The sequence below is a fragment of the Pseudomonas sp. Ma2-10 genome (assembly GCF_054330215.1).
Genome location: NZ_JBTEYL010000012.1, coordinates 23,786 through 47,707 on the forward strand (window position 1 = coordinate 23,786; position 23,922 = coordinate 47,707).

A 23,922-nucleotide genomic window follows, 5' to 3' on the forward strand; every position below is an offset into this window, starting at 1 on the left:
TTCGTCTCGTTTTAGATCGGTCTCTATGTCAACCCTGCGCACCTTTTTCGTTATGGCCCTGCTGGGCTTGAGTCTTGCTGTCGGTACATTGCAAGCGGCCGAACCGCCGTCCAGCGAAGCCGTGCAGGCGAGCCTGGATAAGATCGCCGACCGCAAACTGCCGGAAGCCGATCAGAAAGCCCTGCAGAGCCTCCTGCAAAACACGCTGACACAGCTCAACAACCAGCGTGATTACGAGCAGAAACTGGCCGATCTCAAGCAGAAACTGGCCAACGCCCCAAAGCAGAACATCGAGAACCAGCGAGAACTGGCCAAGCTCAAAGCCAGCAACGTGCTGCCAGTACCGCAGCGCTATGCCAAAGAGCCTATTCAACAACTGGAGCAAATGCTCACCGAGCGCTCCACCCAGCAAAGCGATCTACAGAAAGCTTTGTCTGACGCCAACAGTCTGGTGATTACTGCCCAGACCCGCCCCGAGCGCGCACAGGCCGAAATTTCCACCAGCCAGATACGCATCCAGCAGATCAACAACATCCTCAAGACGGGCAAGGAAGCCGGCAAGACCTTGACCTCAGAGCAACGCGACCTGCTCAACGCAGAGCTCGCGGCACTCAATGCCCTGATCCCGTTGCGTCGCCAAGAACTGGCTGGCAACAATCAACTGCAGGACCTGGGCAACAGCCAGCATGACTTGCTCTCGGAAAAATCCGACCGTCTGGATCAGGAAATCCAGGAGCTGCAAAACCTGATCAACCAGAAGCGCCTGGCCCAGTCCCAGGAGACCGTGACGCAGCAATCCATCGAAGCGCAGAAGTCCGGCGGCAGCAGCCTGCTGACGACGGAAAGCGCGGCCAACCTTAAGCTTTCTGACTACCTGCTCAAAAGTACTGACCGCCTCAACGAAGTCACCCAGCAGAACCTGCAGACCAAGCAGCAACTGGACAACGTGACCCAGAGCGACTCGGCGCTGGACGAGCAAATCAACGTGCTCAAGGGCAGCCTGCTGCTCTCCAAGATCCTTTACAAACAGAAACAGGCCCTGCCTCGCCTCAAGCTTGACCGTGACCTGGCCGACCAGATCGCCGACATTCGTCTCTATCAATTCGAAGTCAGCCAGCAACGGGAACTGCTCAGCAACCCGGCGACCTACGTCGACAATCTGCTGTCGACTCAGCCACCCGAGCAAGTCACCCCGCCATTGCGCAAGAGCCTGCTGGAACTGGCCTCGACCCGCGCCGACCTGCTGGAACGGCTGAACCGCGAACTCAGCGCGGTGCTCAACGAATCCATCACGTTGCAACTCAATCAGAAGCAACTGCTCAGCACCGCGCAAAGCCTGCGGGCGACCCTCGATGAGCAAATGTTCTGGATTCCCAGCAACAAACCGCTGGACCCGGAGTGGATGCGTGCCGTACCGAAGCGCCTGGAACGTCAGGTCACCACACTGCCGTGGGCTTCCAGCCTGAGCGAATTAAGTGATGGCCTGACCCAGCGGCCGCTGCTGTTCCTGCCCTTGGCGCTGTTGATCGGTGCCCTGCTGTGGCGGCGCAAAAACCTGTACGCCCGACTGAACAAAGTTCACCAGGACATCGGCCACTTCAAACGTGACAGTCAGTGGCACACACCGCAGGCAATCCTGATCAACATTCTGCTGGCAATGCCGATCGCCCTGGGGCTGGCCTTGTGTGGCCTGGCCTTGCAAATCGACGCCCGCGGACAGAACACGAATATGGGCGCGGCGTTGCTGCAAATGGCTCAGGCCTGGCTGGTGTTCTACACCGCCTACCGGACCCTCGCACCGGGCGGCGTGGCCGAACTGCATTTTCGCTGGGAAAAACCTCAGGTCGAATTCCTGCAAGGCTGGGTCCGTCGTCTCGGGCTGGTGGTCATGGCGTTGGTCGCGGTGGTGGCAGTCGCCGAGCTGCAACCCGCGGCCCTGGCCGATGACGTACTCGGCATGCCGGTGGTGCTGACCTGCTACGCGCTGATGGCCTGGTTGCTCGGCCGCCTGCTGATCAGCAGCCCGACTCACCAGAACGCTTCGCTGTTCCGCAAGGCCGTGGGGATGATGTTCACCGTCCTGCCTGTCGCGTTGTTCGTGGCGGTGTGCTTTGGCTACTACTACACCGCGCTGAAGCTCAGTGACCGGCTGATCAACACCCTTTACCTGCTGATGTTCTGGCTGGTGATCGAGGCCACCTTCGTGCGCGGCCTCAGCGTTGCGGCACGACGCCTGGCCTACCAGCGCGCCCTGGCCAAACGCCAGGCCGCGAAAGAGGCCGGTGACGGCGAAGCGGTGATCGAAGAGCCGACCCTGGATATCGAGAAGGTCAACGAACAGTCCCTGCGCCTGATCCGCCTGGCACTGCTTGGCGGTTTCATCGCGGCGTTGTACTGGGTCTGGTCGGACCTGATCTCGGTGTTTTCGTACCTGGATAACGTCACCCTCTACGAATACACCAGCGGCACCGGCGCCAACATGAGCATGGTGCCGATCAGCATTGGCGACATGCTCGGTGCGCTGATCATCATCGGCATCACCTTCGCCCTCGCACGCAACTTGCCGGGGCTGCTGGAAGTGTTGGTGCTGTCGAAGCTGGACCTGGCTCAGGGCAGTGCCTATGCCACCACCACCTTGCTGTCTTACGTGATCGCCGGCATCGGCTTCGTCTCGACCCTGTCGACACTCGGCGTGAGTTGGGACAAGTTGCAATGGCTGGTGGCAGCGCTGTCGGTGGGTCTCGGCTTCGGGATGCAGGAAATCTTCGCGAACTTCATCTCCGGGATCATGATCCTGTTCGAACGTCCGGTGCGGATTGGCGACACCATCACCATTGGTAACTTGTCCGGTACGGTGAGCAAGATCCGCATCCGCGCCACGACCATCACCGACTTCGACCGCAAGGACATCATCGTCCCGAACAAGACGTTCATTACAGGACAACTGATCAACTGGTCCCTGACCGACACCATCACCCGAGTGACCCTCAAGCTCGGTGTCGATTACGGCTCGGACCTGGACTTGGTCAAGGAACTGCTGCTCAGGGCCGCACGCGATAACCCGCGAGTGCTGAAAGACCCGGAGCCCCACGTGTTCTTCCTGAACTTCGGCGAAAGCACCCTCGACCACGAGTTGCGCATGCATGTTCGCGACCTCGGCGACCGTAACCCGGTGCTCGATGAGGTCAACCGCTTCATCAATCGCGAGTTCAAGAAACATCACATCAACATCTCGTTCCGGCAGTTGGAGGTTTACCTCAAGAATCTTCAGGGCCAAGAATACAAAATGGTACCCATCGAACCGGAAACCAAGAACATCGCACCCACGACCGATGGCAAACCGCTGCAAGAGCCGCCGGCCGCCAAGCTCGACTAAGCGGCTTATCCCTAGCAGAATGCTCGGACATTCTGCTGGAGATGGCCCTTGAAAGCCCTCGACGAACTGACTTTCGATAATCGCTTCGCCCGCCTGGGCGATACGTTTTCCACCCCCGTGCTGCCCGAGCCAATCGACAACCCGCGCCTGGTGGTAGCCAGCCCCGCCGCCATGGCGCTGCTCGATCTCGACCCTACCGTGGCCGAAACCCCGGAGTTCGCCGAACTGTTCAGCGGCCAAAAGCTCTGGGCTGACGCGATTCCGAGGGCGATGGTCTATTCAGGCCATCAGTTCGGTTCCTACAACCCACAGTTGGGCGATGGTCGCGGTTTGTTGCTGGGCGAGGTCTACAACGAAGCTGGCGAGCATTGGGACCTGCACCTCAAGGGGGCCGGCCAGACACCCTTTTCGCGCATGGGTGATGGGCGGGCGGTGCTGCGGTCCTCGATCCGCGAATTTCTCGCCTCCGAAGCCCTGCATGCCCTGAACATCCCGACTACCCGTGCACTGTGCGTGATCGGCTCCGACACGCCAGTGTGGCGCGAGAAGCAGGAACGGGCGGCCATGGTCCTGCGCATGGCGCCGAGCCATGTGCGTTTTGGGCATTTCGAATATTTCTACTACACCAAACGTCCCGAGAAGCAGAAAGAACTCGGCGACCACGTGCTGGCCATGCATTTCCCGGAATGCCTTGAACAGCCGGAACCGTACCTGGCGATGTTTCGCGAAATCGTCGAGCGCAATGCCGAACTGATCGCCAAATGGCAGGCTTATGGCTTCTGCCACGGCGTGATGAACACCGACAACATGTCGATCCTCGGCATTACCTTCGATTACGGCCCGTTCGCCTTCCTCGACGACTTCGATGCCCACTTCGTCTGCAACCACTCCGATGACCAGGGTCGGTACTCCTTCAGCAACCAGGTGCCGATCGGCCAGTGGAACCTCAGCGCCCTCGCCCAGGCCCTGACGCCGTTCATCAGTGTCCAAGCCCTGCGCGAAACCCTCGACCTGTACCTGCCGCTGTACCAGGCCCATTACCTGGACCTGATGCGCCGTCGCCTCGGCTTCACCACGGCCGAAGACGATGACCAGAAACTGCTGGAGCACCTGCTGCAACTGATGCAGGGCAGTGGCGTCGACTACAGCCTGTTCTTTCGCCGCTTGGGGGAAGAATCACCGGAACTGGCCGTCACCCGTTTGCGCGATGACTTCGTCGACATCAAAGGCTTCGATGCCTGGGGCGAGCTCTACATCGCTCGGGTGGCGCGTGAAGGCGAGGCTGATCAGGAACAACGCCGCAAACGAATGCATGCGGTCAATCCGCTGTACATCCTGCGTAATTACCTGGCGCAGAAAGCCATCGATGCGGCGGAGAGCGGCGACTATTCAGAGGTACGCCGGTTGCACGCGGTGCTGAGTAATCCGTTCGAGCAACAGCCGGGGATGGAGAGTTATGCCGAGCGACCGCCGGAGTGGGGCAAGCATTTGGAGATCAGTTGTTCGTCATAAAAGGCTCTGAAAAAGTGCTGCACATCACCTTAGATACAAGGTGATTTGCAGGGATGCCTGATTAACTGATGTAGGTGGCTGCATTAAGGAGCTCAGCGAAATGTTCCTGATATGTTTGTGCGTCGCCTATCTCAGAAGGGTTGTAAATTTCTTTCTGTACGAGCGCCATCTTTTCCTTTAGGGACACTCTGAAAAAGCCCCCGGTTTCTGGTGAAGTGAGGATTTGCGACAAGCACGTCGCGCCCGCGGACCTTTCACGGCTTGATAAAAGCAGTTTGCGACACCAGATCAGTTCTAGATTGCCCATTCATACAGAGCACGACTATGTCCGACCCACTCCTCATCCCCTGCCCCCACTGCAACGGCCTCAACCGCATCCCCGCCGAGCGCCTCAACGACCATCCAAAATGCGGCCGCTGCAAAGCCGAAGTTCTGCTGAATAAACCCTTCGAGTTGAAGCAAAGCGATTACGCCAGCCAGATCAAAGGTGATCTGCCGTTACTGGTGGACGTGTGGGCGGATTGGTGTGGGCCGTGCAAGTCGTTTGCCCCGGTGTTCGAACAGGCAGCGGTTCAATTGGCAGGCAAGTGTCGACTGGCCAAGCTGGACAGCGAGGCCAACCAGCCGTTGTCGGCGCAGCTGGGGATCCGTTCGATCCCGAGCCTGATTCTGTTCAAGAACGGCCGGGAAGTCGCGCGCCAGAGCGGTGCCTTCCCATTACCGCAGCTGATGAGCTGGTTGCGCAGCCAAGGGATCTGACGTCGAGTTGTCAGGCATTTTCCAGCAAGTTGTGCAGATCGACGAATTGCTGAGTCAGCTTATGACGTGGGTCGAGGTGAATCAGAGGCGTGTTGGCCTGGTGGGATTCACGCATGCGCACCGAACTGCCCAGGTACACCGGTAATACCGGCAGGCCTTCGGCGATAAGTTCGTCGAGAATTTGTTGGGGCAGACTGGCGCGAGCCTGGAACTGGTTGACGACGATACCTTCGACTTCCAGCCCTTCGTTATGGTCATCCTTCAATTCTTCGATCTCCGCCAACAGGCCGTACAGCGCCTGACGCGAAAAGCTGTCGCAGTCGAAGGGGATCAGCACACGATCAGCGGCAATCAATGCAGATACCGCGTAGAAATTCAACGCTGGCGGGGTATCGAGATAGATCCGGTCGTAATCGCTGTCCAGCTCCTCGAGCAATTTGCGCAGCTTGTTGATCTTGTGCTTGGCCTCAAGCTTGGGCTGCAAGTCAGCCAGCTCGGCAGTGGCAGTGATGACGTGGAGGTTGTCGAACGGGGTTTCGTAAATATCGACCTTGTTTTTCTTGGAGAACGGTCCAGAAGACAGGATCTGCTTGAAAAAATCAGCGATCCCCATCGGAATGTCATCACCGGTGAGCCCCGTCAGGTACTGAGTGGAGTTGGCCTGGGCATCGAGATCCACCAATAGGGTGCGATAGCCCTCGCTGGCACTGACCGCGGCCAGATTGCAGGCAATGCTGGATTTTCCTACGCCACCTTTCTGATTGAACACCACGCGCCGCATGTCAAAACCTCCGTGTATCAAAGAATGACCGAGTGTAGTAGTCCACGGCGCTGCTTAGCTACCTCGCCAGCATCGGGACTACACAGTCATCGGCAATCTCTCAATAAAAAAGCCACTAACTCTGCCGTTGACCACTGACAGAGCCGACAGACATACGCACCACGATGTGGATAATGGCCAAACGACAGCCATGCACGAACCAACCGGTATATTTCATTGAGCAAAATGTAACCATCATTTGCTACACGCCCGCCGCAACGGGATAATGCGCGCCACTCGGCGCTAAGCGCTACGTAAGGGAGTCCGCGTTTTTTGCGACTCACCGCGTCAAGGAAGCCCGCAGGGGCGGGATAAATGTCTGTGATCAATTTCAACATCGCCCAATGGCGCGCGTGGGCCCCTGGGCTCGAAAGCGTGGACGATTGGCAGGCCTGGAGCCGACAACCGGTCGTGCTTGCGAGCAGCGATGCAGCCCCCGACGTCTCGTTTCTGCCGGCCATGCAGCGCCGGCGACTCAGTCGCCTGGCGCGGATGACGTTCAGTGTCGGCTGGCCCTTGGCCGATGGCCGCCAGGACCTACCGTTGGTCTTTATTTCTCGCCACGGCGAAACCTCTCGCACCTTCGATATTCTCAGTGATCTGGCTGCCGATCAGCCGCTGTCGCCGACTCAATTCAGCCTGTCGGTGCACAACGCGATCATCGGCCTGTGGTCGATCATGCGCGGCGAAACCAGCGAAATGACGGCTCTCGCTGCAGCCGGCGATGGCCTTGAACACGGCATGCTAGAGGCCGCCGCTTTGATTTCCGAGGGCGCTCCCGCAGTACTGCTGATCGTCACCGAAGAGCAACCGCCCGAGCCCTACGCGACCTGGATCGACGACGTGCCGTTCCCTTACGCGGTCGGCCTGCTGATCACCCCCGGAAACGACTGGCAGTTGTCCCTGAACAGCGCCTCGGATGAATTGTCCAAAGCCCACTGGCCCCATGCCCTGAACCTATTGCGTACCCTGCTCGGCCAGCAGACAACCTGCCAACATGCCTGGAAAAATCGTGAATGGACCTGGCAACGCAACCTGTAACCGATAAAACCCGCGACGCCTATTACTGGCGCCTGCTGGCTACCGCCGCAAGCTTCACCCTGTTCGGGTTGGGCGGGCTGTGCCTGCGGCTTGTGGTTTTCCCGTTACTGAACTGCCTGCCCGGCGATGCCCGGACACACCGGCGGCGAGCGCGACATACCGTCGCCCGTCTGTTCTGGTTTTTTGTGCGATTCATGGCTCGCACCGGCGTGCTGACTTACGACATCCAGGGTGCCGAAAAACTCGGTCGAGCGGGGCAAATGATCATTGCCAATCACCCATCGCTGATTGATGTGGTGTTCCTGATCGGCCTGGTGCGACACGCCAACTGCGTGGTCAAGAAAAGCCTCTGGGAGAACCCTTTTACCCGAGGCCCGCTGCGCAGCATCGAATACATCAGCAACGACGGCAGCATGGACATGCTCGATGCCGCTGCCGACACACTGAAAAGCGGCCAGACCCTGATCATCTTTCCTGAAGGCACCCGCACTCAGCCCGGTCAGGCGCCAACCTTCCATCGGGGTGCGGCGGCAATCGCTCTGCGCGGTGCGAAAATCCTCACGCCGGTGATTATCAAGGTCAGCCCGACCACGTTAACCAAAGCCGAGCCCTGGTATCGGATCCCCAAACGCCGTGTGCACTTCAGTTTCCGTGTCGGGGCCGATATAGACCCACAAGCCTTCGCCGCGTGTGGCCCAGCTCCTCAGGCCTCGCGCAAGCTCAATGACTATTTGCATCATTACTATATTAAGGAGCTCGCCGAAGATGAGCGATCTACACCGTGAAATCAAAGAACTGATCATCGACGCCCTGGGCCTTGAAGACATCAGCGCACAAGACATCGGCGACGACCAGACGCTGTTCGGCGAAGGCTTGGGCCTGGATTCGGTAGACGCTCTGGAACTCGGCCTGGCGATCCAGAAAAAGTACGGCATCAAAATCGACGCCGACGCCAAAGACACCCGCAATCACTTCAGCAACGTGGCAAGCCTTGCGGCGTTCGTCACTGCAAAACAGGCAGCTTGAGACCGGACCATGCAAACTCGTGACGACATCTTCAACACCCTGCGCGATGCTCTGGTTGAACTCTTTGAGCTGGACCCCGAGCGCATAAGCCTCGAATCCAACCTGTATCAGGACCTGGAAATCGACAGCATTGACGCGGTCGACCTGATCGATCACATCAAACGCCAGACCGGCAAGAAAATCGCTGCCGAAGAGTTCAAATCGGTGCGTACCGTCAGCGACGTGGTCGAGGCGGTCTACCGTCTGGTTCAGCCGGCCGCATGAGCCGATTGATCGGCCTCGGCCTGCTGCTGGCGGGCCTGCTGTATCCCTTCGCGGTGTATTTCGGCATGGAACATTTCGCGCCGTGGCAGTTTGGTCTGCTGCTGGGCAGCCTGTGGCTGGCCCGGGCACTGCTCGGTACGCGCAAACCCGGCAGCTTGTGGATGGCAGTCACCGCGATTGCTTTTTGCCTGTTGCTGGCGTTGTTCGACAGCCCGCTGCTGCTGCGCTGGTACCCGGTGCTGATCAGCGCATTCATGCTCGCACTGTTTGGCCTGAGCTTGATCGTTGGTCCGCCGATCATCGAACGCCTGGCGCGTTTGCGCGAACCGCAACTACCGGCCAAGGCGATTGTTTATACCCGCCAGGTGACGATCGTCTGGTGCGTGTTTTTCTTCTTGAACGGATTGCTCGCCGCCGCCCTGACTCTCTGGGCGCCGCTAAGTTGGTGGATGTTGTACACCGGCCTGATTTCCTACGGATTGATGGGCCTGCTGTTTGCCATTGAATGGCTTATACGACAACGGGTACGAGGCCACCCATGAATTGGATAAAACTTGAGCATCTGTTGCTCAAGGCGCAACCGGAGCGTGCTGTGACGGCCGAACCGGCACTGAATCACGCACAGCTTTGCGAACAGGCATTAAGCCTCGCCGCAGGCCTGCAAGCCCAGGGCGTGCGGCGTATTGCCGTGCACCTTGAGGACGCCGCTGACCTGGCAATTGCCCTGTTGGGTGCCTGGCGCGCCGGGGTCAGCGTGCTGCTGCCCGCAGACCTGCAAGCCCAGACTCGCCAGCGCTGGTCGACCGAAGTCGATCTGTGGCTGACCGATCAAGCTGATGATGCGCAACTGAGCGATTATCGGCATCCGCCGTTGATGGCCGCCGTGCTGGACCTGGATTGCTGTTCGTTGAGCCTGTGCACGTCCGGCTCCAGTGGCGAACCCAAGCGCATCGATAAAACCCTGCGCCAACTGGCCAATGAAGTCCAAGCGCTGGAGCAACTCTGGGGGGCCGATCTTGGCGCGGCTTGCATCATCGGCAGCGTCGCCACTCAACATATTTATGGATTGTTGTTTCGAGTGCTGTGGCCGCTGTGCGCCGGGCGCACGTTTGTGCGCAAGCAGCTGGCATTCCCTGAAGACCTGCAGCGCGCCAGCCGCGAACACCCGGTGTTCGCCTGGGTCGCCAGCCCGGCGCTGCTCAAGCGCATGGGCGACAACCTCGACTGGCCCGCTTTAAGTGCGGTTCGCCGGGTATTTTCCTCCGGTGGTGCCTTGCCGGCCGAGGCCGCACAAAGCCTTCAGCAACGCCTGCAGCAATGGCCGACAGAAATCCTCGGCAGCTCGGAAACCGGCGGTATCGCCTGGCGTCAAGGCCACGCACTCTGGCAGCCCTTTGCTGACATCGAGTTGAGCCAGGACAGCGACGGCGCCCTGCTCATTGCATCGCCGTACTTGCCTCCCGGGCATATCGAACACACCGCGGATGCCGCGCAAATCGCTGCCGATGGCCGGTTCGAACTGCTCGGACGACTGGACCGGATCGTCAAACTGGAAGAAAAACGTATCTCGCTACCGATGTTGGAACAGGCACTCGTCGCCCACGACTGGGTCGCCGAAGCGCGTCTTGGCGTGGTTCAGGAAAACCGCGCTTCGTTGGGTGCGTTGCTGGTGCTGACCGAATCAGGCCTGTATGCGTTGCGCAATCAGGGGCGGCGCACCCTCACGCAAGAATTGCGTCAGCATTTGAGCCAGCATTGCGAGGCCCTGGCGTTGCCACGACGCTGGCGCCTGCTGCGGCAACTGCCGCTGAATGCCCAGGGCAAACTGCCCCAGGCCACCGTTGAAGCCCTGCTGCTGGCGCCGCGTCCAAAGACGCCGGAAGTGCTGGATCAGGTCGAAGTCGACGGCGAGTGGAGCCTGCAACTGGTGGTTCCCCACGACCTCGCCTACTTCAGCGGCCACTTTCCTCGGGCGCCGGTATTGCCCGGTGTGGTGCAAGTGGAGTGGGCGCTCACACTGGGCCAGCAATTGATGAATCTGCCGGCAAAATTCGCCGGCATGGAAGTGCTGAAATTCCAGCAACTGGTACGCCCCGGCGATGAAGTCCAACTGCACCTGCGCTTTGATCCGACGCGCAGCAAGTTGTATTTCGCCTATCGCAACCAGACCGCGACCTGCTCCAGTGGGCGGATCTTGCTGGAGGCGGCAGACGATGCATAACCCCTGCGCCGTAATTCCGGTGTACAACCACGAAACCGCCATCACCACGGTGGTTGATGCGCTGCTCGCCAGCAGCCTGCCCTGCATTTTGGTGGACGATGCCAGCAGCCCGGCCTGTGCAAAGGTGCTTGATCAACTGACCCAGCGCGACAAAGTGTTCCTGATCCGGCTAGGCGCCAACCAGGGCAAGGGGGGTGCGGTCATGACCGGTTTTCGCGAAGCCTCGCGCCTGGGCTTCAGCCATGCCTTGCAAGTGGACGCCGACGGTCAACACGATCTGCAAGACGTCCAGACCTTCATCGAACTGTCACGCGCCCACCCCGAGGCGGTGATCTGCGGCTATCCGCGATACGACGCCAGCGTGCCGAAAGGCCGTTTGTACGCCCGTTACCTGACTCACGTCATGGTCTGGATCAACACCCTGTCGTTGCAGATTCGCGATTCCATGTGTGGCTTCCGCGTCTATCCGTTACCACCGACCCTGGCGCTGATCGAATCGGCGAAGATTGGCAAGCGCATGGACTTCGACTCGGACATTCTCGTACGGCTGGCCTGGCGCAACCTCCCCATGCAATGGCTGCAAACCAACGTCCACTACCCGCTGGATGGCGTCTCGCATTTCCGCCTGTTCCACGACAACGTGCTGATTACGAGCATGCACACCCGGTTGTTCTTCGGCATGTTGCTGCGGGCGCCAGTGATGCTCTGGCGACGGTGGCGAGCATGAGCGCAGACAAAAAACACTGGGCTGACCGTCAGGAACGCGGCAGTTTCTGGCTGATGAAACTCACCGCATTCGGCGCCAAAGTACTCGGTCGCAGGGTGTTGAGCCCGCTGTTGTACGGCATCGTTCTGTACTTTTTCCTGTTCGGACGCAGCGCCCGTCACAGCGCCTGGCAATACCAGCAGCGGCTCGCTGACTGGAGTGGCCGGCATGAACTGCGCCCGACCCATTGGCGAGTCTTCGGCCAGTTCATGGCCTTCGCCGATTCCATGCTCGACAAACTCGACGTATGGAACGGCAAGTTGCGCATCGAGCAGATCGAAATCATCGACCCGGCCTTGCTGCGCAATCAACTGCGCGGCAGCCGCGGGCAGATGCTGGTGGGTGCGCACTTGGGCAATCTCGAGGTCTGCCGTGCACTGGCGGAAATCGGTGAAAAAGTCACGATGAACGTGCTGGTACACACCAAGCACGCCGAACAATTCAATCGTTTGCTCGGCGAAGCCGGCGCGACCAATTTGCAGCTGATTCAAGTCAGCGAATTGGACCCGCTGATCATGCTGCAACTCCATGAGCGCCTGGAGCGCGGCGAGTGGCTGGCGATTGCCGGCGACCGCGTGCCACTGCATGGCGGGCGCAGCGTGACGGTGGACTTCCTCGGCCATCAAGCCGCGTTCCCTCAGGGCCCCTGGTTGCTGGCCGGTCTGCTGAAATGCCCGATCAACCTGATGCTGTGCCTGAAAAAACCGACGGGTGACTATCGACTGACCCTCGAACCATTCGCCGAGGCCGTGGTGTGGAAGCGCAGCGACCGTGAGCAGGTCATTCATCAGTGGGCCTCCCGCTATGCCAAACGCCTGGGTCACTATTGCCTTGAAGCGCCCCAACAATGGTTCAACTTTTACCCTTTCTGGAAGACCGATGACGACGCCAACGCTTGAGCCGGTAACCTTCGGCGAACTCCCTTTGCGCATCGAAGACGTACTGGCCCTGGCCAACCGTCAGGTGCCGACGCAGTTGCAAGACGACCCGGCGTACCGCGAGCGTATCGCCAAGGGTGCGCGATTCCTCGACTCCCTGCTGGACAAGGAAGGCGTGATCTACGGCGTGACCACCGGCTACGGCGATTCCTGCGTGGTCGCGGTGCCGCTGCATCACGTCGAGGCGTTGCCCCGTCATCTGTACACGTTCCACGGCTGCGGCCTGGGCAAGCTGCTCGACGCACAGGCCACTCGCGCGGTATTGGCGGCGCGTTTGCAGTCGCTGTGCCACGGCGTGTCCGGGGTGCGCGTGGAACTGCTGGAACGCCTGCAAGCCTTCCTCGAACACGACATTCTGCCGCTGATCCCGGAAGAGGGCTCGGTGGGTGCCAGCGGTGATTTGACGCCGCTGTCCTATGTCGCCGCAACACTGTCCGGTGAACGCGAAGTGATGTTCCGGGGTGAGCCCCGCCAAGCCGCCGATGTGCATCGCGAACTCGGCTGGACGCCGCTGGTGCTGCGTCCCAAAGAAGCCCTGGCATTGATGAACGGCACCGCCGTCATGACCGGCCTCGCCTGCCTGGCCTATGCCCGCGCCGATTACCTGCTGCAACTGGCCACGCGCATCACCGCGTTGAACGTGGTCGCACTGCAAGGCAACCCCGAGCACTTCGACGAACGCCTGTTCGCCACCAAACCGCATCCGGGGCAGATGCAAGTCGCCGCGTGGCTGCGCAAGGATCTGGCGATCGACGCGCCGACCGCGCCGTTGCATCGCCTGCAAGACCGTTATTCCCTGCGTTGCGCCCCCCATGTCCTCGGCGTATTGGCCGACAGCCTGAACTGGCTGCGCTCATTCATCGAGATCGAACTCAACAGCGCCAACGACAACCCGATTATCGACGCCGAAGCCGAACGCGTGCTGCACGGCGGGCACTTCTACGGCGGCCACATTGCGTTCGCCATGGACAGCCTCAAGAACCTGGTGGCCAACGTCGCCGACCTGCTCGACCGTCAACTCGCCCTGCTGGTGGACGAGCGCTACAACCACGGCTTGCCGAGCAACCTGTCCGGCGCCACCGCTGACCGTGCGATGCTCAATCACGGCTTCAAGGCCGTGCAGATCGGCACCAGCGCCTGGACCGCCGAAGCGCTGAAAAACACCATGCCGGCCAGCGTCTTCTCGCGCTCCACCGAGTGCCACAACCAGGACAAAGTGAGCATGGGCACCATCGCCGCCCGCGATGCGATCCGTGTACTGGAACTGACCGAACAGGTCGCCGCAGCCACCCTGCTGGCCGCCAACCAAGGCGTCTGGCTGCGCAGCAAGGCCGAGGATGCCCGCCCATTGCCGCCAGCCCTGGCCGCCATGCACGAGGAGTTGGCCAAGGACTTCCCGCCGGTCATCGAAGACCGCGCGCTGGAAGGCGAGTTGCGTCTGTGCCTGAAGCGAATTGCCGAACAACACTGGAGGCTGCATGCGTAGCAAGGGAGTGCTTCACACCGATACGGAAATCCTCGTGCCGTTCTTTGATGTCGACACCATGAACGTCGTCTGGCACGGCCATTACATCAAATACCTGGAAATCGCCCGCTGCGCGCTGCTGGACAGAATCGGCCACAACTACACCGCCATGGTCGAGTCGGGCTACGCCTGGCCGGTGATCGATCTGCAATTGCGCTATGTGCGCGGCGCCGTGTTTGGTCAGAAGCTGAACGTGCGGGCGAATCTGGTGGAGTGGGAAAACCGTCTGAAAATCAATTACCTGATCAGCGATCTGCAAACCGGCGAACGCTTGACCCGCGCCAGTTCCGTGCAGGTCGCCGTCGACATGAGCAGCCGTGAAATGTTGTTGGCCTCACCCAAGGTCTTCACCGACGCTGTTGAAAGGATGCTCGCATGACCCCGTTCTTCAAATGCCTCGGCGCGTTGGCGCTGCTCGGGTTGTCATCGATCGCCAACGCCTTCGATCTGCAACAGCTCAGCGATCAACTGGCCAAACCCGACGTCATCCACGGCAGTTTCATCCAGGAAAAACACCTGCGCGCCCTGCCCCAGCCGTTGACTAGCAAGGGCACCTTCGTCCTGGCTAAAAACCACGGTTTGCTCTGGCTGCTGAAAACCCCGCTGCAACAGGATTACCGCATCAGCGACAAAGGCATTGCCCGGCGTGACGCCAACGGTTGGCAAATGCTGCCGAGCAAGAGTGCCGGCGCCGAACAGAACCGTTTGTTCCTCGCCGTACTGCAAGGCGACAGCAGCGGGCTGCAACGGGATTTCGAGCTTTCGCTGAGCGGTGACGCACAGCACTGGAAGCTGACGCTGACCCCGCGGTCCATGCTGCTCAAGCAAGTGTTCACTCAGATCAACATTGCCGGCAGTGAACTGGTGCACAGCATCGAGCTGCTCGAAACCCAGGGTGACAGCACGCTTTTGCGCATGCAGGACAGCACCCGCTTCCAACCGTTGAGCGATGCGGAGCAACATGATTTTGCCGAGTGAACGGAGGCTACCACGGCTATTTCTGATCCTGCTGCTGGCGATGCTCGCACTCGCCGGTTGGCAATGGCGTGACGGCGCCCCGCTGTCGGCCAACCTGATGGAATTGGTGCCAGGCACGGCGCCGGACGCGCTGGAACTGCGCGCCGAACAACGCATGCAAGAACCGCTGAACCGAGAAATGCTGGTGCTGGTCGGTCACACCGATCGCCAACAAGCGGTCGCGATGGCGCAGAAACTGGGAGAGCAATGGCAGGCGAGCGGCGTGTTCGAAAAGGTCCAATGGAACCTGCAAGCCGACTTGCCGGCGCTGCGCACTCAGTTGCTCAATGGCCGACTGGCAATGCTTTCAGCGGCTGATCGGCAGCAATTGATCGAGCATCCCGACGCGTTTATCCAGCAGCGAGTGCAAGCGCTGTTCGACCCCTTCACCGGTTTCAGTCTGGTGCCGAGCCAGGATGACTGGCTGGGCCTGACCGGACGCATCCAGAACAGCCAGCCGCAGCACGGTTCGGTGCAACTGGACATCGGCAGCGGTGCGCTGGTCGCCGATGCCGACGGCAAGAGTTGGGTGCTGCTGCGCTCGCGCACCACGGGCAACGCCTTCGACATGAACCTGCCGCTGCAAGTGGCCGACCTGCTCCAGCACAGCCGTGAAGAAGCGGCCCAGGCAAATGTTCAATTGCTCGCCGCCAGCGGCTTGCTCTATGCGGCCAGTGGGCAAAAGCAAGCCACCCGGGAAATGACCTGGGTCGGTGGCGGCGCCATGGCGGGCATTCTATTGCTGTTGCTGTTGGCCTTCCGACACTGGCGGGTGTTGCTGGCCTTCGTCCCGGTGCTGGTCGGCATGCTCTTCGGTGCGGTGGCCTGCGTGGCACTGTTCGGCCATATGCACGTGATGACGTTGGTGCTCGGTTCGAGCCTGATCGGCGTGGCGGTCGATTACCCGCTGCATTACCTGTCCAAGAGTTGGAGCCTGAAACCCTGGCACAGTTGGCCGGCCCTGCGCCTGACGTTGCCGGGCCTGACGCTGAGCCTGATCACCAGTTGCATCGGTTACCTGGCCCTGGCCTGGACACCGTTCCCGGCGCTGACCCAGATCGCCGTGTTCTCTGCCGCCGGTCTGCTCGGTGCTTATTTGTCCGCGGTGTGCCTGCTGCCGGCACTGCTCAAAGGCACAGACCTGCGTCCAGCGCAGTGGCCGCTGCGGGTGTCCGAGTATTTGCTGGGGCGCCGTGAAGCGTTGCTCAAACTCGCGAGTACGCCGGTGCTACTGGCGCTGCTGATTGCCTTTTGTGTGGGCGGTCTGTTGCAACTCGACACCAAAAACGACATTCGCCAATGGGTCGGCGCACCGCAGCAACTGACTGACGAAGCACAAACCATTGCACGCATCACTGGCTATCAACCCACCAGCCAGTTCTTCCTGGTGCGCGCGGCCAACCAGCAGCAATTGCTGGAACGCCAAACCTCGCTGAGCGAGCGGCTGGATCAGTTGGTCAACCTGGAAAAACTCCAGGGTTATCTGTCGCTCAATCAATTGGTCAGCCAACCCACCGAACAGCGGCAAGTGCGCGCAGCCTTGAACAAATTGCCGCAGTTCTGGCAGCCGCTGCTCGATGTCGGCGTGCCGGCTGAGGCGCTGCAAGCAGAGCTCACAAAATTGCAGGCACTGCCCACCGAAGACATCGACGCGGCGCTGATCGGTCCATTGGCGGAACCCTATCGCGCGCTGTGGCTGGGACCCACCGATGACGGCGTAGCGGCGATGGTCAGTCTGCAAGGCCTGAACAACCCCTCTCTGCTGCGCGTTCAGACGCTGGATTTGCCGGGCGTGGAACTGGTGGATCGCCTCGGTGAGTTGAGCAAAGTGTTCGCCGCCACTCAGGTCAGTGCCGCCGAGTTGAAACTCGCTTCCTGTGTGCTGATCGTGCTGGTGTTGATCCTGCCGTTCGGCTTCGGCGGCGCGCTGCGAATCGTCACCCTGCCGCTGCTGGCCGCGCTGTGCAGCCTGGCCAGTCTCGGCTGGCTGGGCCAACCGTTGACACTGTTCAGCCTGTTCGGCCTGCTGCTGGTGACGGCCATCAGTGTCGATTACGCGATCCTCATGCGCGAACAGGTCGGCGGTGCGGCTGTGAGCCTGCTGGGCACCTTGCTGGCGGCGCTGACCACGTGGCTGTCGTTCGGTTTGCTGGCGGTGTCCAGCACGCCGGCGGTAAGCAACTTCGGTCTGTCGGTGACCCTGGGGCTGGCCTTCAGCTTCATTCTTGCGCCGTGGGCCGGACGCCAGGTTCACGCCGCCCCGGTCACGGAGTCGGCAACATGATGATCGCCTTGTTCTGGGTCATGGCCCTGGCGCTGTTCGCCGTGGCCAGCCTCGGCTGGGCCGGCGCCTCGTTTGAAGGCGCCAGTCGCTGGTGGGAAAGCGTCTTGCTGAATATTCGTGGTTTGAGCGAGATCGTCTTTCTCAACCTGCTGCTGCAACAACAACTCATCAGCCCGGCGCTGTACTTCGCGCTGATGGTGATGGGCCTGATTGCGACATTGCGGCCGGCACTCGCCGGCATGCACCGCCGCCCTTTGAACATCGCCGTCCCGGCAAGGAGCCTCCGTGCCAACAGTTGAAATGGAACATCGCCAGGTCGTGGTTATCGGTGCAGGTCCATCGGGCGCCATCGCCGCTGCGCTGCTCAAGCGCAAAGGTCACGACGTATTGATGATCGAACGCCAGCATTTCCCAAGGTTTTCCATCGGTGAAAGCCTGCTGTCCCACTGCCTGGATTTCGTCGAAGAAGCCGGCATGCTCGAGGCGGTAAATGCCGCCGGATTCCAGTTAAAAAACGGTGCAGCATTCGCCTGGGGCGAGCAATACAGCGCCTTTGATTTCGGCGAGACGTTCAGCAACGGCAAACCGACCACTTTCCAGGTCCAACGTGCCGACTTCGACAAGCTGTTGGCCGATCAGGCCGCGCTGCAAGGCGTCGACGTTCGTTACGGCGAAGCCATCGTCAGCGTCGATTTCACCCTGCCCAAACCGCAGCTCGACGTGCTTCGCGAAGACGGTAGCCAGTACCGCGTCGAAGCCGATTTCGTGCTCGATGCCAGCGGCTACGGGCGAGTGTTGCCGCGCTTGCTCGACCTTGAAGCGCCGTCGGATTTCCCGGTGCGCCAGGCCGTGTTCACCCACGTCGAAGACCACATCGACAGCCCGGCCTTCGAGCGGGAAAAAATCCTCATCACCACCCATCCGATCCACCGCGATATCTGGTTCTGGACCATCCCGTTCAGCAACGGCCGTTGCTCGGTGGGCGTGGTCGCGGCAGCCGGACACTTCGACGGTCGAATGGAAAATCTGGACGAGTGCCTGCGAGGGTTTATCGCGCAAACCCCAAGCCTGGCCAGAGTGCTGAACAACGCCGTTTGGGATACGCCTGCGAGAACCATCGGCGGCTACTCGGCCAACGTCAAAACCCTCCACGGGCCAGGCTTTGCCCTGCTTGGCAACGCGGCGGAATTCCTCGACCCGGTGTTCTCCTCCGGCGTGACCATCGCCATGCGCTCGGCGAGCATGGCCGCCGGGGTTCTGCATCGCCAACTGCAAGGCGAAAGTGTCGATTGGCAGACTGAGTTCGCCATCCCGCTCAAGCGCGGTGTCGACACGTTCCGGTGCTACGTCGAAGGCTGGTACACCGGGACGTTCCAGGATGTGATTTACCATGAGGGCGGCTCGCCCGATATTCGCCGCATGATCAGCTCGATCCTGGCCGGGTATGCCTGGGACGAGCGTAATCCGTTCGTCGCCGAACCCAAGCGCCGGCTGCGGATGCTCTCGGAGCTCTGTGCAAGGGACGCCACATGAGCTACTTGAGCGACACCTACGTCGAAGAAACCCGTTTCGGTGTCTGGTTCCTGCGCAGCCACACCTGGCAGCACCATGTTCTGCGAGTGGCAATCACCGATCTGCGCAGCCTGTTCAGCGAAACACCGCCGAGCAACCCGGTGCTGCTGGATGCCGGTTGCGGTCAGGGCAAGTCATTCCAGTACCTGCGCCAGACCTTTGCGCCACAGCGCCTGATCGGTCTGGACGCCGACCCTCGCAGCCTGACCCTGGCCGGCGAGGAAGCCGTCCGCCAGGGCATGGAAGTGGAATTGATCGGCAGCGACTGCGCGAGCATCAACGTCCCGGACGCCAGCGTCGATCTGCTGTTCTGTCACCAGACCTTCCATCATCTGGTGCAGCAGGAACAGGCACTGGCCGAGTTCAACCGCGTGCTCAAGCCCGGTGGCTATCTGCTGTTCGCCGAATCCACCGAGGCTTACATTGATACTTGGGTGATCCGCTGGTTGTTCCGCCATCCGATGCACGTGCAAAAGAGCGCCGCCGGGTACCTGGACATGATTCGCCAGCAGGGTTTCGAACTCGGCCCGCAAAACGTGTCTTATCCATACTTGTGGTGGAGCCGTGCCAAGGATTTCGGTCTGCTTGAACGCTTGGGTCTGCGCCGGCCAAAGCCCTTTGGCCAACGGGAAGAAACCCTGGTCAATGTGGTCGCGCGCAAACCCCTTGAAAGGTGTGTTTGATGATCCGTTTTCTGCTTTTGGGTTGTGTCCTGTTGCTGAGCGCCTGTGCCAGCCGGGCGCCGCTGCCCGAGCACACCCCGAACCTGTCGTTGCCGCTGCAATTGCACATCCAGCGTCTGGTGGCCGACCAACGGCAGGACTGGGTATTGGTGATCCAGCGTGAAGGCCCTGGCATTCGCTGGTCGATGATGGACTTGCTGGGCATTCCCCAGGCACGCCAGAAACTGGTCGATGGCGAGTGGCAGGCTGACGGTCTGCTGCCGCCCAACCCGCAAGCGCGAGAGCTGTTCGCCGCGCTGCTGTTTGCGCTCACCCCCAAAGAAGAACTGTCGGGCAACTATCCCGCCGCGTGGCAGCATGGCTCGCTACGGTCCTTGCCAGCGCACTGGGAAGTCCGCTACTCACAACCCATGAGCTTTGAATTGAACCTGCCCAAAGGCCCGAAATATCAAGTCACGCCGCTCAGCGGGGACGCACCATGACGGCCTATCTGAATGCCCTCGGGGTGATCTGCGCCCTGGGCCGTAACAAGTCCGAAGTCGCTCGCAACCTGTTTGCCGGTGACTGTTCAGGCATGCGCAATGAGGCCGGCTGGGTGGCGAAACGGACGCTGCCCGTGGCCGCGGTCCAAGGCGAACTGGCGCCGATCCCGGCTGAGCTTGCGTCGCATAGCACCCGCAATAATCAATTACTGCTGGAAGCCGCGTTGCAAATTCGCGACGACATCGACCAGGTAATCCAGACCTACGGCCGCGACCGCATCGGTATCGTTCTGGGCACCAGCACCTCGGGCATCGACGAAGCCAGTCGCGGCCTGGCCCATTACCTCCGCGAGCATCAGTTCCCGGCCGATTATGACTACCAGCAACAGGAACTCGGCGCCCCGGCGAACTTCCTCGCCGACTGGCTGCAATTGAGCGGCCCGGCCTATGTGATTTCCACGGCCTGCACGTCCAGTGCCCGAGCGTTGATGAGCGCTCAGCGACTGCTGGACCTGGGCTTGTGCGACGCCGTGTTGTGCGGCGGCGTCGACAGCCTGTGCAAGTTGACCCTCAATGGGTTCTCGGCGCTGGAAGCGGTGTCTGAACAACGCTGCAACCCGTTTTCGGTGAACCGTAACGGCATTAACATTGGCGAAGCGGCGGTGCTGTTTTTGATGAGCAAAAATGTCGGCGACAGCCCGCCAATTGCCCTGCTCGGCAGTGGCGCCAGCTCCGATGCGCATCATATTTCCGCACCGGAACCCAGCGGCCGCGGCGCCCTGCAAGCGATGCGCAAAGCCTTGAGCCGAGCACAACTGCAACCGCAACAGATCGATTACCTGAACCTGCACGGCACCGCCACCCAGCACAACGACGCCATGGAAAGCCTGGCGGTGGCGACGTTGTTCCCGGCGGGTGTGCCGTGTTCGTCGACCAAACCCATGACCGGCCACACCCTCGGTGCGGCCGGCGCTCTGGAAGCGGCGTTCTGCTGGTTGAGCCTGAGTGCAGGCAACCGCGAGCACGCCCTGGCGCCTCACGTCTGGGACGGCCAACCGGACCCCGAATTGCCAGCCCTGAATTGGGTGACCCCGGCCAATCGCCTGACGTCCATTGCACCTCGCTATCTGATGAGCAATTCGTTTGCCTTCGGTGGTAACAACGTCAGCCTGATTATCGGAGACGCCCCATGATTGACTGGCCGATCGCCGAACTGCTGCCGCACGCTGGCGACATGATCTTCATCGAGCAGGTCCTGTCGTTCGATGACGAGCAGATTCACACCCGTCTCACGGTCAAACCCGATGGCCTGTTCAACCGCCCGGACGGCAGCCTGCCAGCCTGGGTCGGCATCGAACTGATGGCCCAGAGCGTCGCCGCCTACGCCGGTTGCCATGCGCGCCAGCGTGGCGACGCGGTGGAGCTGGGGTTTCTGCTCGGCACCCGCAAATTCGAATGCAACGTCGAGCACTTCCCCGCTGGCACGGAGCTGACCATCCACGGCATCCGCTCGCTGGAAGACGACAACGGCATGGGCGTGTTCGAATGCCACATCACCGCCCCCGGCATTCACGCCACCGCCCGTCTGAACGTGTTCCGTCCGCCTCAGGCCGCTCAATACCTTCATGAAACCCAAGGAACCCAGCCATGACTGAATCCGTACTGATCACCGGTTCCAGCCGTGGCATCGGCCGCGCTATCGCTTTGCGTCTGGCCCAGGCCGGGCATGACATCGTGCTGCATTGCCGCAGTGGCCTGGCGGACGCTGAAGCCGTGAAGGCCGAAATCGAAGCCTTGGGACGCAACGTGCGCATTGTGCAATTCGACGTGTCCGATCGCGCCAACTGCAAAGCCATTCTCGAGGCCGACGTGGAAACCCACGGCGCCTATTACGGCGTGGTGCTGAACGCCGGCCTGACGCGCGACGGTGCTTTTCCAGCCTTGAGCGAGGATGATTGGGACATGGTGATGCGCACCAACCTCGACGGTTTCTACAACGTGCTGCACCCGGTGATGATGCCGATGATTCGTCGTCGCGCGGCCGGACGGATTGTTTGCATCACTTCGGTTTCCGGGTTGATCGGCAACCGTGGGCAGGTCAACTACAGCGCCTCCAAGGCCGGGTTGATCGGTGCGGCAAAGGCGTTGGCGATCGAGTTGGGCAAGCGCAAAATTACGGTTAACTGTGTCGCACCCGGCTTGATCGACACCGCGATGCTCGATGAAAACGTGCCGGTGGAAGAACTGATGAAAATGATCCCCGCACAACGCATGGGCACCCCGGAAGAGGTGGCCAGCGCGGTAAATTTCCTGATGTCGGCGGAAGCGTCGTACATCACCCGCCAGGTTCTGGCCGTTAACGGAGGCCTGTGCTGATGAAGCGCGTCGTCGTCACCGGCATGGCCGGCATCACCTCACTCGGCAGCGACTGGGAGACCATCGCCGGCAACTTCGCGGCCAACCGTAGCGGTATCCGCCGGATGGACGAGTGGGATCGTTTCACCGAACTCAACACGCGCCTCGCGGGGCCGATCGATGACTTCAAAGTGCCAAGCCACTGGACCCGCAAACAATTGCGCAGCATGGGCCGGGTCTCGCGCCTGGCGGTCGGCGCGGCAGAACAGGCATTGGCCGATGCCGGTCTGTTGGGTGACCCGTCGATCAAAGACGGGCGCATGGGTGTTTCCTGCGGCTCATCCACCGGCAGCACCGACGAGATCAAGGCGTTCGGCAACATGCTGCTCAACTCGGTGGCCGAGGGCCTGAACGCCAACTCCTATGTGCGCATGATGCCGCACACCACGGCGGCGAATATCAGCATCTTCTTCGGCCTCACCGGTCGGCTGATCCCCACCTCCAGCGCTTGCACCAGCGGCAGTCAGGGCATCGGTTATGCCTACGAGTCGGTCAAGTTTGGTCGCCTGCCATTGATGCTCGCCGGCGGCGCCGAAGAACTGTGCCCCACCGAAGCCATGGTCTTCGACGCGCTCTACGCCACCAGCCTGAAAAACGATGCGCCGCAGACTTCCCCACGCCCCTACGACAGCGGCCGCGATGGCCTGGTGATCGGTGAAGGCAGCGGCATGCTGGTGCTCGAGGAACTCGAACACGCATTGGCTCGCGGTGCGCACATCCACGCCGAACTCGTCGGTTTCGGCAGCAACGCCGACGGCCAGCACGCCACCCGTCCAGAGCAGGTCACCATGCGCCGGGCCATGGAACTGGCGCTGGAAGACGCCGGGTTACAGCCTTCGGACATCGGCTACGTGAACGGTCACGGCACGGCCACTGAACAGGGCGACATTGCCGAAACACTGGCAACGAGCGCGTTGTTCGGCGAGCACATGCCGATCAGCTCGCAGAAGAGTTTTCTCGGTCACACCCTCGGAGCCTGCGGTGCGCTGGAATCCTGGTTCAGCATCGAAATGATGAACCGCGACCTGTACATCCACACCCTCAACCTCGAGGACGTCGACCCGCACTGCAGCAAACTCGATTACCTGCGCGGCGAGTTCCGGCAGATGAGTAATCAGTACGTGATGAACAATAATTTTGCGTTTGGTGGGGTTAATACGTCGCTGATCTTTCGGCGTTGGTCGTAACGCCAGAAACGACAAAGGGCGCCTTTCGGCGCCC

At 60.8% G+C, this 23,922-nt stretch carries 23 protein-coding genes and 1 pseudogene; 23 read left to right on the plus strand and 1 reads right to left on the minus strand.

The features are described 5' to 3' along the window. The first annotated feature begins 25 nt into the window (after positions 1–25). The 3 genes from mscK to trxC all read left to right on the plus strand — a co-directional run bounded on the left by mscK (position 26) and on the right by trxC (position 5,647). On the plus strand, positions 26–3,376 hold the full coding sequence (mscK, locus tag ACXPVS_RS15860) for a mechanosensitive channel MscK (protein WP_458510774.1): 3,351 nt from the start codon (positions 26–28) through the stop codon (positions 3,374–3,376). 48 nt (positions 3,377–3,424) lie between these two features. Next, positions 3,425–4,888 (plus strand): protein adenylyltransferase SelO, encoded by a 1,464-nt coding sequence (selO, locus tag ACXPVS_RS15865; protein ID WP_458510775.1) that lies wholly within the window; start codon positions 3,425–3,427, stop codon positions 4,886–4,888. A 324-nt stretch (positions 4,889–5,212) separates the two neighbouring features. Next, positions 5,213–5,647 carry a thioredoxin TrxC gene (gene trxC / locus ACXPVS_RS15870; protein WP_458510776.1) on the plus strand — a complete coding sequence of 145 codons (435 nt, stop codon included), beginning with the start codon at positions 5,213–5,215 and terminating at the stop codon, positions 5,645–5,647. 10 nt (positions 5,648–5,657) lie between these two features. Here the strand turns inward: trxC and ACXPVS_RS15875 are convergent, their stop codons facing one another. Next, positions 5,658–6,428, minus strand: a complete 771-nt coding sequence (locus ACXPVS_RS15875; RefSeq protein ID WP_458510777.1) for a ParA family protein — start codon at positions 6,426–6,428, stop codon at positions 5,658–5,660. Positions 6,429–6,782: 354 nt separating this feature from the next. Here ACXPVS_RS15875 and ACXPVS_RS15880 point away from each other — a divergent pair, with 354 nt between their 5' ends. The 20 genes and pseudogenes from ACXPVS_RS15880 to ACXPVS_RS15975 all read left to right on the plus strand — a co-directional run bounded on the left by ACXPVS_RS15880 (position 6,783) and on the right by ACXPVS_RS15975 (position 23,888). Further along, positions 6,783–7,508: a beta-ketoacyl synthase chain length factor gene (locus ACXPVS_RS15880; protein ID WP_458510778.1), complete on the plus strand. Its 726-nt coding sequence runs from the start codon at positions 6,783–6,785 to the stop codon at positions 7,506–7,508. Further along, entirely contained in the window at positions 7,484–8,293 is an 810-nt protein-coding gene (locus tag ACXPVS_RS15885; protein WP_458510779.1) for a lysophospholipid acyltransferase family protein, read from the plus strand. Before ACXPVS_RS15880 ends, ACXPVS_RS15885 begins: the two co-directional genes overlap by 25 nt. Then, complete coding sequence (locus ACXPVS_RS15890) at positions 8,274–8,534, plus strand: phosphopantetheine-binding protein (protein ID WP_008149626.1); 261 nt, start codon at positions 8,274–8,276, stop codon at positions 8,532–8,534. The genes ACXPVS_RS15885 and ACXPVS_RS15890 overlap by 20 nt, the downstream gene beginning before the upstream one ends. Before the next feature lie 9 nt (positions 8,535–8,543). Continuing rightward, positions 8,544–8,798 carry an acyl carrier protein gene (locus tag ACXPVS_RS15895; RefSeq protein ID WP_007936741.1) on the plus strand — a complete coding sequence of 85 codons (255 nt, stop codon included), beginning with the start codon at positions 8,544–8,546 and terminating at the stop codon, positions 8,796–8,798. After that, the gene (locus tag ACXPVS_RS15900; RefSeq protein ID WP_458510780.1) at positions 8,795–9,340 is read left to right on the plus strand and encodes a hypothetical protein; all 546 of its coding nucleotides are present in this window, start codon (positions 8,795–8,797) and stop codon (positions 9,338–9,340) included. Before ACXPVS_RS15895 ends, ACXPVS_RS15900 begins: the two co-directional genes overlap by 4 nt. Then, a complete protein-coding gene (locus tag ACXPVS_RS15905) occupies positions 9,337–11,019 on the plus strand; it encodes an AMP-binding protein (protein ID WP_458510781.1) in 1,683 nt (560 codons plus the stop codon). Before ACXPVS_RS15900 ends, ACXPVS_RS15905 begins: the two co-directional genes overlap by 4 nt. Further along, entirely contained in the window at positions 11,012–11,746 is a 735-nt protein-coding gene (locus tag ACXPVS_RS15910; protein WP_458510782.1) for a glycosyltransferase family 2 protein, read from the plus strand. Before ACXPVS_RS15905 ends, ACXPVS_RS15910 begins: the two co-directional genes overlap by 8 nt. Continuing rightward, positions 11,743–12,684, plus strand: coding sequence for an LpxL/LpxP family acyltransferase (locus ACXPVS_RS15915; protein ID WP_458510783.1), 942 nt, complete (start codon positions 11,743–11,745; stop codon positions 12,682–12,684). The genes ACXPVS_RS15910 and ACXPVS_RS15915 overlap by 4 nt, the downstream gene beginning before the upstream one ends. Next, a complete protein-coding gene (locus ACXPVS_RS15920) occupies positions 12,665–14,209 on the plus strand; it encodes an HAL/PAL/TAL family ammonia-lyase (protein WP_458510784.1) in 1,545 nt (514 codons plus the stop codon). The genes ACXPVS_RS15915 and ACXPVS_RS15920 overlap by 20 nt, the downstream gene beginning before the upstream one ends. Next, complete coding sequence (locus ACXPVS_RS15925; protein WP_458510785.1) at positions 14,202–14,627, plus strand: acyl-CoA thioesterase; 426 nt, start codon at positions 14,202–14,204, stop codon at positions 14,625–14,627. Before ACXPVS_RS15920 ends, ACXPVS_RS15925 begins: the two co-directional genes overlap by 8 nt. Next, positions 14,624–15,226, plus strand: coding sequence for an outer membrane lipoprotein carrier protein LolA (locus ACXPVS_RS15930; RefSeq protein ID WP_458510786.1), 603 nt, complete (start codon positions 14,624–14,626; stop codon positions 15,224–15,226). The genes ACXPVS_RS15925 and ACXPVS_RS15930 overlap by 4 nt, the downstream gene beginning before the upstream one ends. Next, entirely contained in the window at positions 15,210–17,549 is a 2,340-nt protein-coding gene (locus ACXPVS_RS15935; protein WP_458510787.1) for an MMPL family transporter, read from the plus strand. Before ACXPVS_RS15930 ends, ACXPVS_RS15935 begins: the two co-directional genes overlap by 17 nt. Continuing rightward, a pseudogene (locus tag ACXPVS_RS15940) lies at positions 17,549–17,848 on the plus strand (sodium:proton antiporter); the annotation flags it as partial. The gene ACXPVS_RS15935 and the pseudogene ACXPVS_RS15940, both read left to right, overlap by 1 nt. Further along, positions 17,835–19,082, plus strand: coding sequence for an NAD(P)/FAD-dependent oxidoreductase (locus ACXPVS_RS15945; RefSeq protein ID WP_458510788.1), 1,248 nt, complete (start codon positions 17,835–17,837; stop codon positions 19,080–19,082). The pseudogene ACXPVS_RS15940 and the gene ACXPVS_RS15945, both read left to right, overlap by 14 nt. Continuing rightward, entirely contained in the window at positions 19,079–19,804 is a 726-nt protein-coding gene (locus ACXPVS_RS15950; RefSeq protein WP_458510789.1) for a class I SAM-dependent methyltransferase, read from the plus strand. Before ACXPVS_RS15945 ends, ACXPVS_RS15950 begins: the two co-directional genes overlap by 4 nt. After that, positions 19,804–20,286, plus strand: a complete 483-nt coding sequence (locus ACXPVS_RS15955) for a hypothetical protein (protein WP_458510790.1) — start codon at positions 19,804–19,806, stop codon at positions 20,284–20,286. The genes ACXPVS_RS15950 and ACXPVS_RS15955 overlap by 1 nt, the downstream gene beginning before the upstream one ends. Continuing rightward, complete coding sequence (locus ACXPVS_RS15960; RefSeq protein WP_458510791.1) at positions 20,283–21,479, plus strand: beta-ketoacyl-[acyl-carrier-protein] synthase family protein; 1,197 nt, start codon at positions 20,283–20,285, stop codon at positions 21,477–21,479. Before ACXPVS_RS15955 ends, ACXPVS_RS15960 begins: the two co-directional genes overlap by 4 nt. After that, the gene (locus ACXPVS_RS15965) at positions 21,476–21,937 is read left to right on the plus strand and encodes a hotdog family protein (protein WP_458510792.1); all 462 of its coding nucleotides are present in this window, start codon (positions 21,476–21,478) and stop codon (positions 21,935–21,937) included. The genes ACXPVS_RS15960 and ACXPVS_RS15965 overlap by 4 nt, the downstream gene beginning before the upstream one ends. Continuing rightward, positions 21,934–22,662: a 3-oxoacyl-ACP reductase FabG gene (fabG, locus tag ACXPVS_RS15970; protein ID WP_458510793.1), complete on the plus strand. Its 729-nt coding sequence runs from the start codon at positions 21,934–21,936 to the stop codon at positions 22,660–22,662. The genes ACXPVS_RS15965 and fabG overlap by 4 nt, the downstream gene beginning before the upstream one ends. Beyond that, positions 22,662–23,888, plus strand: a complete 1,227-nt coding sequence (locus tag ACXPVS_RS15975; RefSeq protein ID WP_458510794.1) for a beta-ketoacyl-ACP synthase — start codon at positions 22,662–22,664, stop codon at positions 23,886–23,888. The genes fabG and ACXPVS_RS15975 overlap by 1 nt, the downstream gene beginning before the upstream one ends. The last annotated feature ends 34 nt before the right edge of the window (positions 23,889–23,922 follow it).

What these genes read in the sequence shown, in the direction of transcription:
- ACXPVS_RS15960 (WP_458510791.1), top strand. Translation starts at nt 20,283, where the DNA reads ATGACGGCCTATCTGAATGCCCTCGGGGTGATCTGCGCCCTGGGCCGT.
- ACXPVS_RS15920 (WP_458510784.1), top strand. Translation starts at nt 12,665, where the DNA reads ATGACGACGCCAACGCTTGAGCCGGTAACCTTCGGCGAACTCCCTTTG.
- ACXPVS_RS15875 (WP_458510777.1), bottom strand. Translation starts at nt 6,428, where the DNA reads ATGCGGCGCGTGGTGTTCAATCAGAAAGGTGGCGTAGGAAAATCCAGC.
- mscK (WP_458510774.1), top strand. Translation starts at nt 26, where the DNA reads ATGTCAACCCTGCGCACCTTTTTCGTTATGGCCCTGCTGGGCTTGAGT.
- ACXPVS_RS15975 (WP_458510794.1), top strand. Translation starts at nt 22,662, where the DNA reads ATGAAGCGCGTCGTCGTCACCGGCATGGCCGGCATCACCTCACTCGGC.
- ACXPVS_RS15965 (WP_458510792.1), top strand. Translation starts at nt 21,476, where the DNA reads ATGATTGACTGGCCGATCGCCGAACTGCTGCCGCACGCTGGCGACATG.
- ACXPVS_RS15905 (WP_458510781.1), top strand. Translation starts at nt 9,337, where the DNA reads ATGAATTGGATAAAACTTGAGCATCTGTTGCTCAAGGCGCAACCGGAG.
- fabG (WP_458510793.1), top strand. Translation starts at nt 21,934, where the DNA reads ATGACTGAATCCGTACTGATCACCGGTTCCAGCCGTGGCATCGGCCGC.
- ACXPVS_RS15880 (WP_458510778.1), top strand. Translation starts at nt 6,783, where the DNA reads ATGTCTGTGATCAATTTCAACATCGCCCAATGGCGCGCGTGGGCCCCT.
- ACXPVS_RS15930 (WP_458510786.1), top strand. Translation starts at nt 14,624, where the DNA reads ATGACCCCGTTCTTCAAATGCCTCGGCGCGTTGGCGCTGCTCGGGTTG.
- ACXPVS_RS15935 (WP_458510787.1), top strand. Translation starts at nt 15,210, where the DNA reads ATGATTTTGCCGAGTGAACGGAGGCTACCACGGCTATTTCTGATCCTG.
- ACXPVS_RS15885 (WP_458510779.1), top strand. Translation starts at nt 7,484, where the DNA reads ATGGACCTGGCAACGCAACCTGTAACCGATAAAACCCGCGACGCCTAT.
- ACXPVS_RS15925 (WP_458510785.1), top strand. Translation starts at nt 14,202, where the DNA reads ATGCGTAGCAAGGGAGTGCTTCACACCGATACGGAAATCCTCGTGCCG.
- ACXPVS_RS15910 (WP_458510782.1), top strand. Translation starts at nt 11,012, where the DNA reads ATGCATAACCCCTGCGCCGTAATTCCGGTGTACAACCACGAAACCGCC.
- ACXPVS_RS15950 (WP_458510789.1), top strand. Translation starts at nt 19,079, where the DNA reads ATGAGCTACTTGAGCGACACCTACGTCGAAGAAACCCGTTTCGGTGTC.
- ACXPVS_RS15895 (WP_007936741.1), top strand. Translation starts at nt 8,544, where the DNA reads ATGCAAACTCGTGACGACATCTTCAACACCCTGCGCGATGCTCTGGTT.
- ACXPVS_RS15915 (WP_458510783.1), top strand. Translation starts at nt 11,743, where the DNA reads ATGAGCGCAGACAAAAAACACTGGGCTGACCGTCAGGAACGCGGCAGT.
- ACXPVS_RS15900 (WP_458510780.1), top strand. Translation starts at nt 8,795, where the DNA reads ATGAGCCGATTGATCGGCCTCGGCCTGCTGCTGGCGGGCCTGCTGTAT.
- trxC (WP_458510776.1), top strand. Translation starts at nt 5,213, where the DNA reads ATGTCCGACCCACTCCTCATCCCCTGCCCCCACTGCAACGGCCTCAAC.
- ACXPVS_RS15955 (WP_458510790.1), top strand. Translation starts at nt 19,804, where the DNA reads ATGATCCGTTTTCTGCTTTTGGGTTGTGTCCTGTTGCTGAGCGCCTGT.
- ACXPVS_RS15890 (WP_008149626.1), top strand. Translation starts at nt 8,274, where the DNA reads ATGAGCGATCTACACCGTGAAATCAAAGAACTGATCATCGACGCCCTG.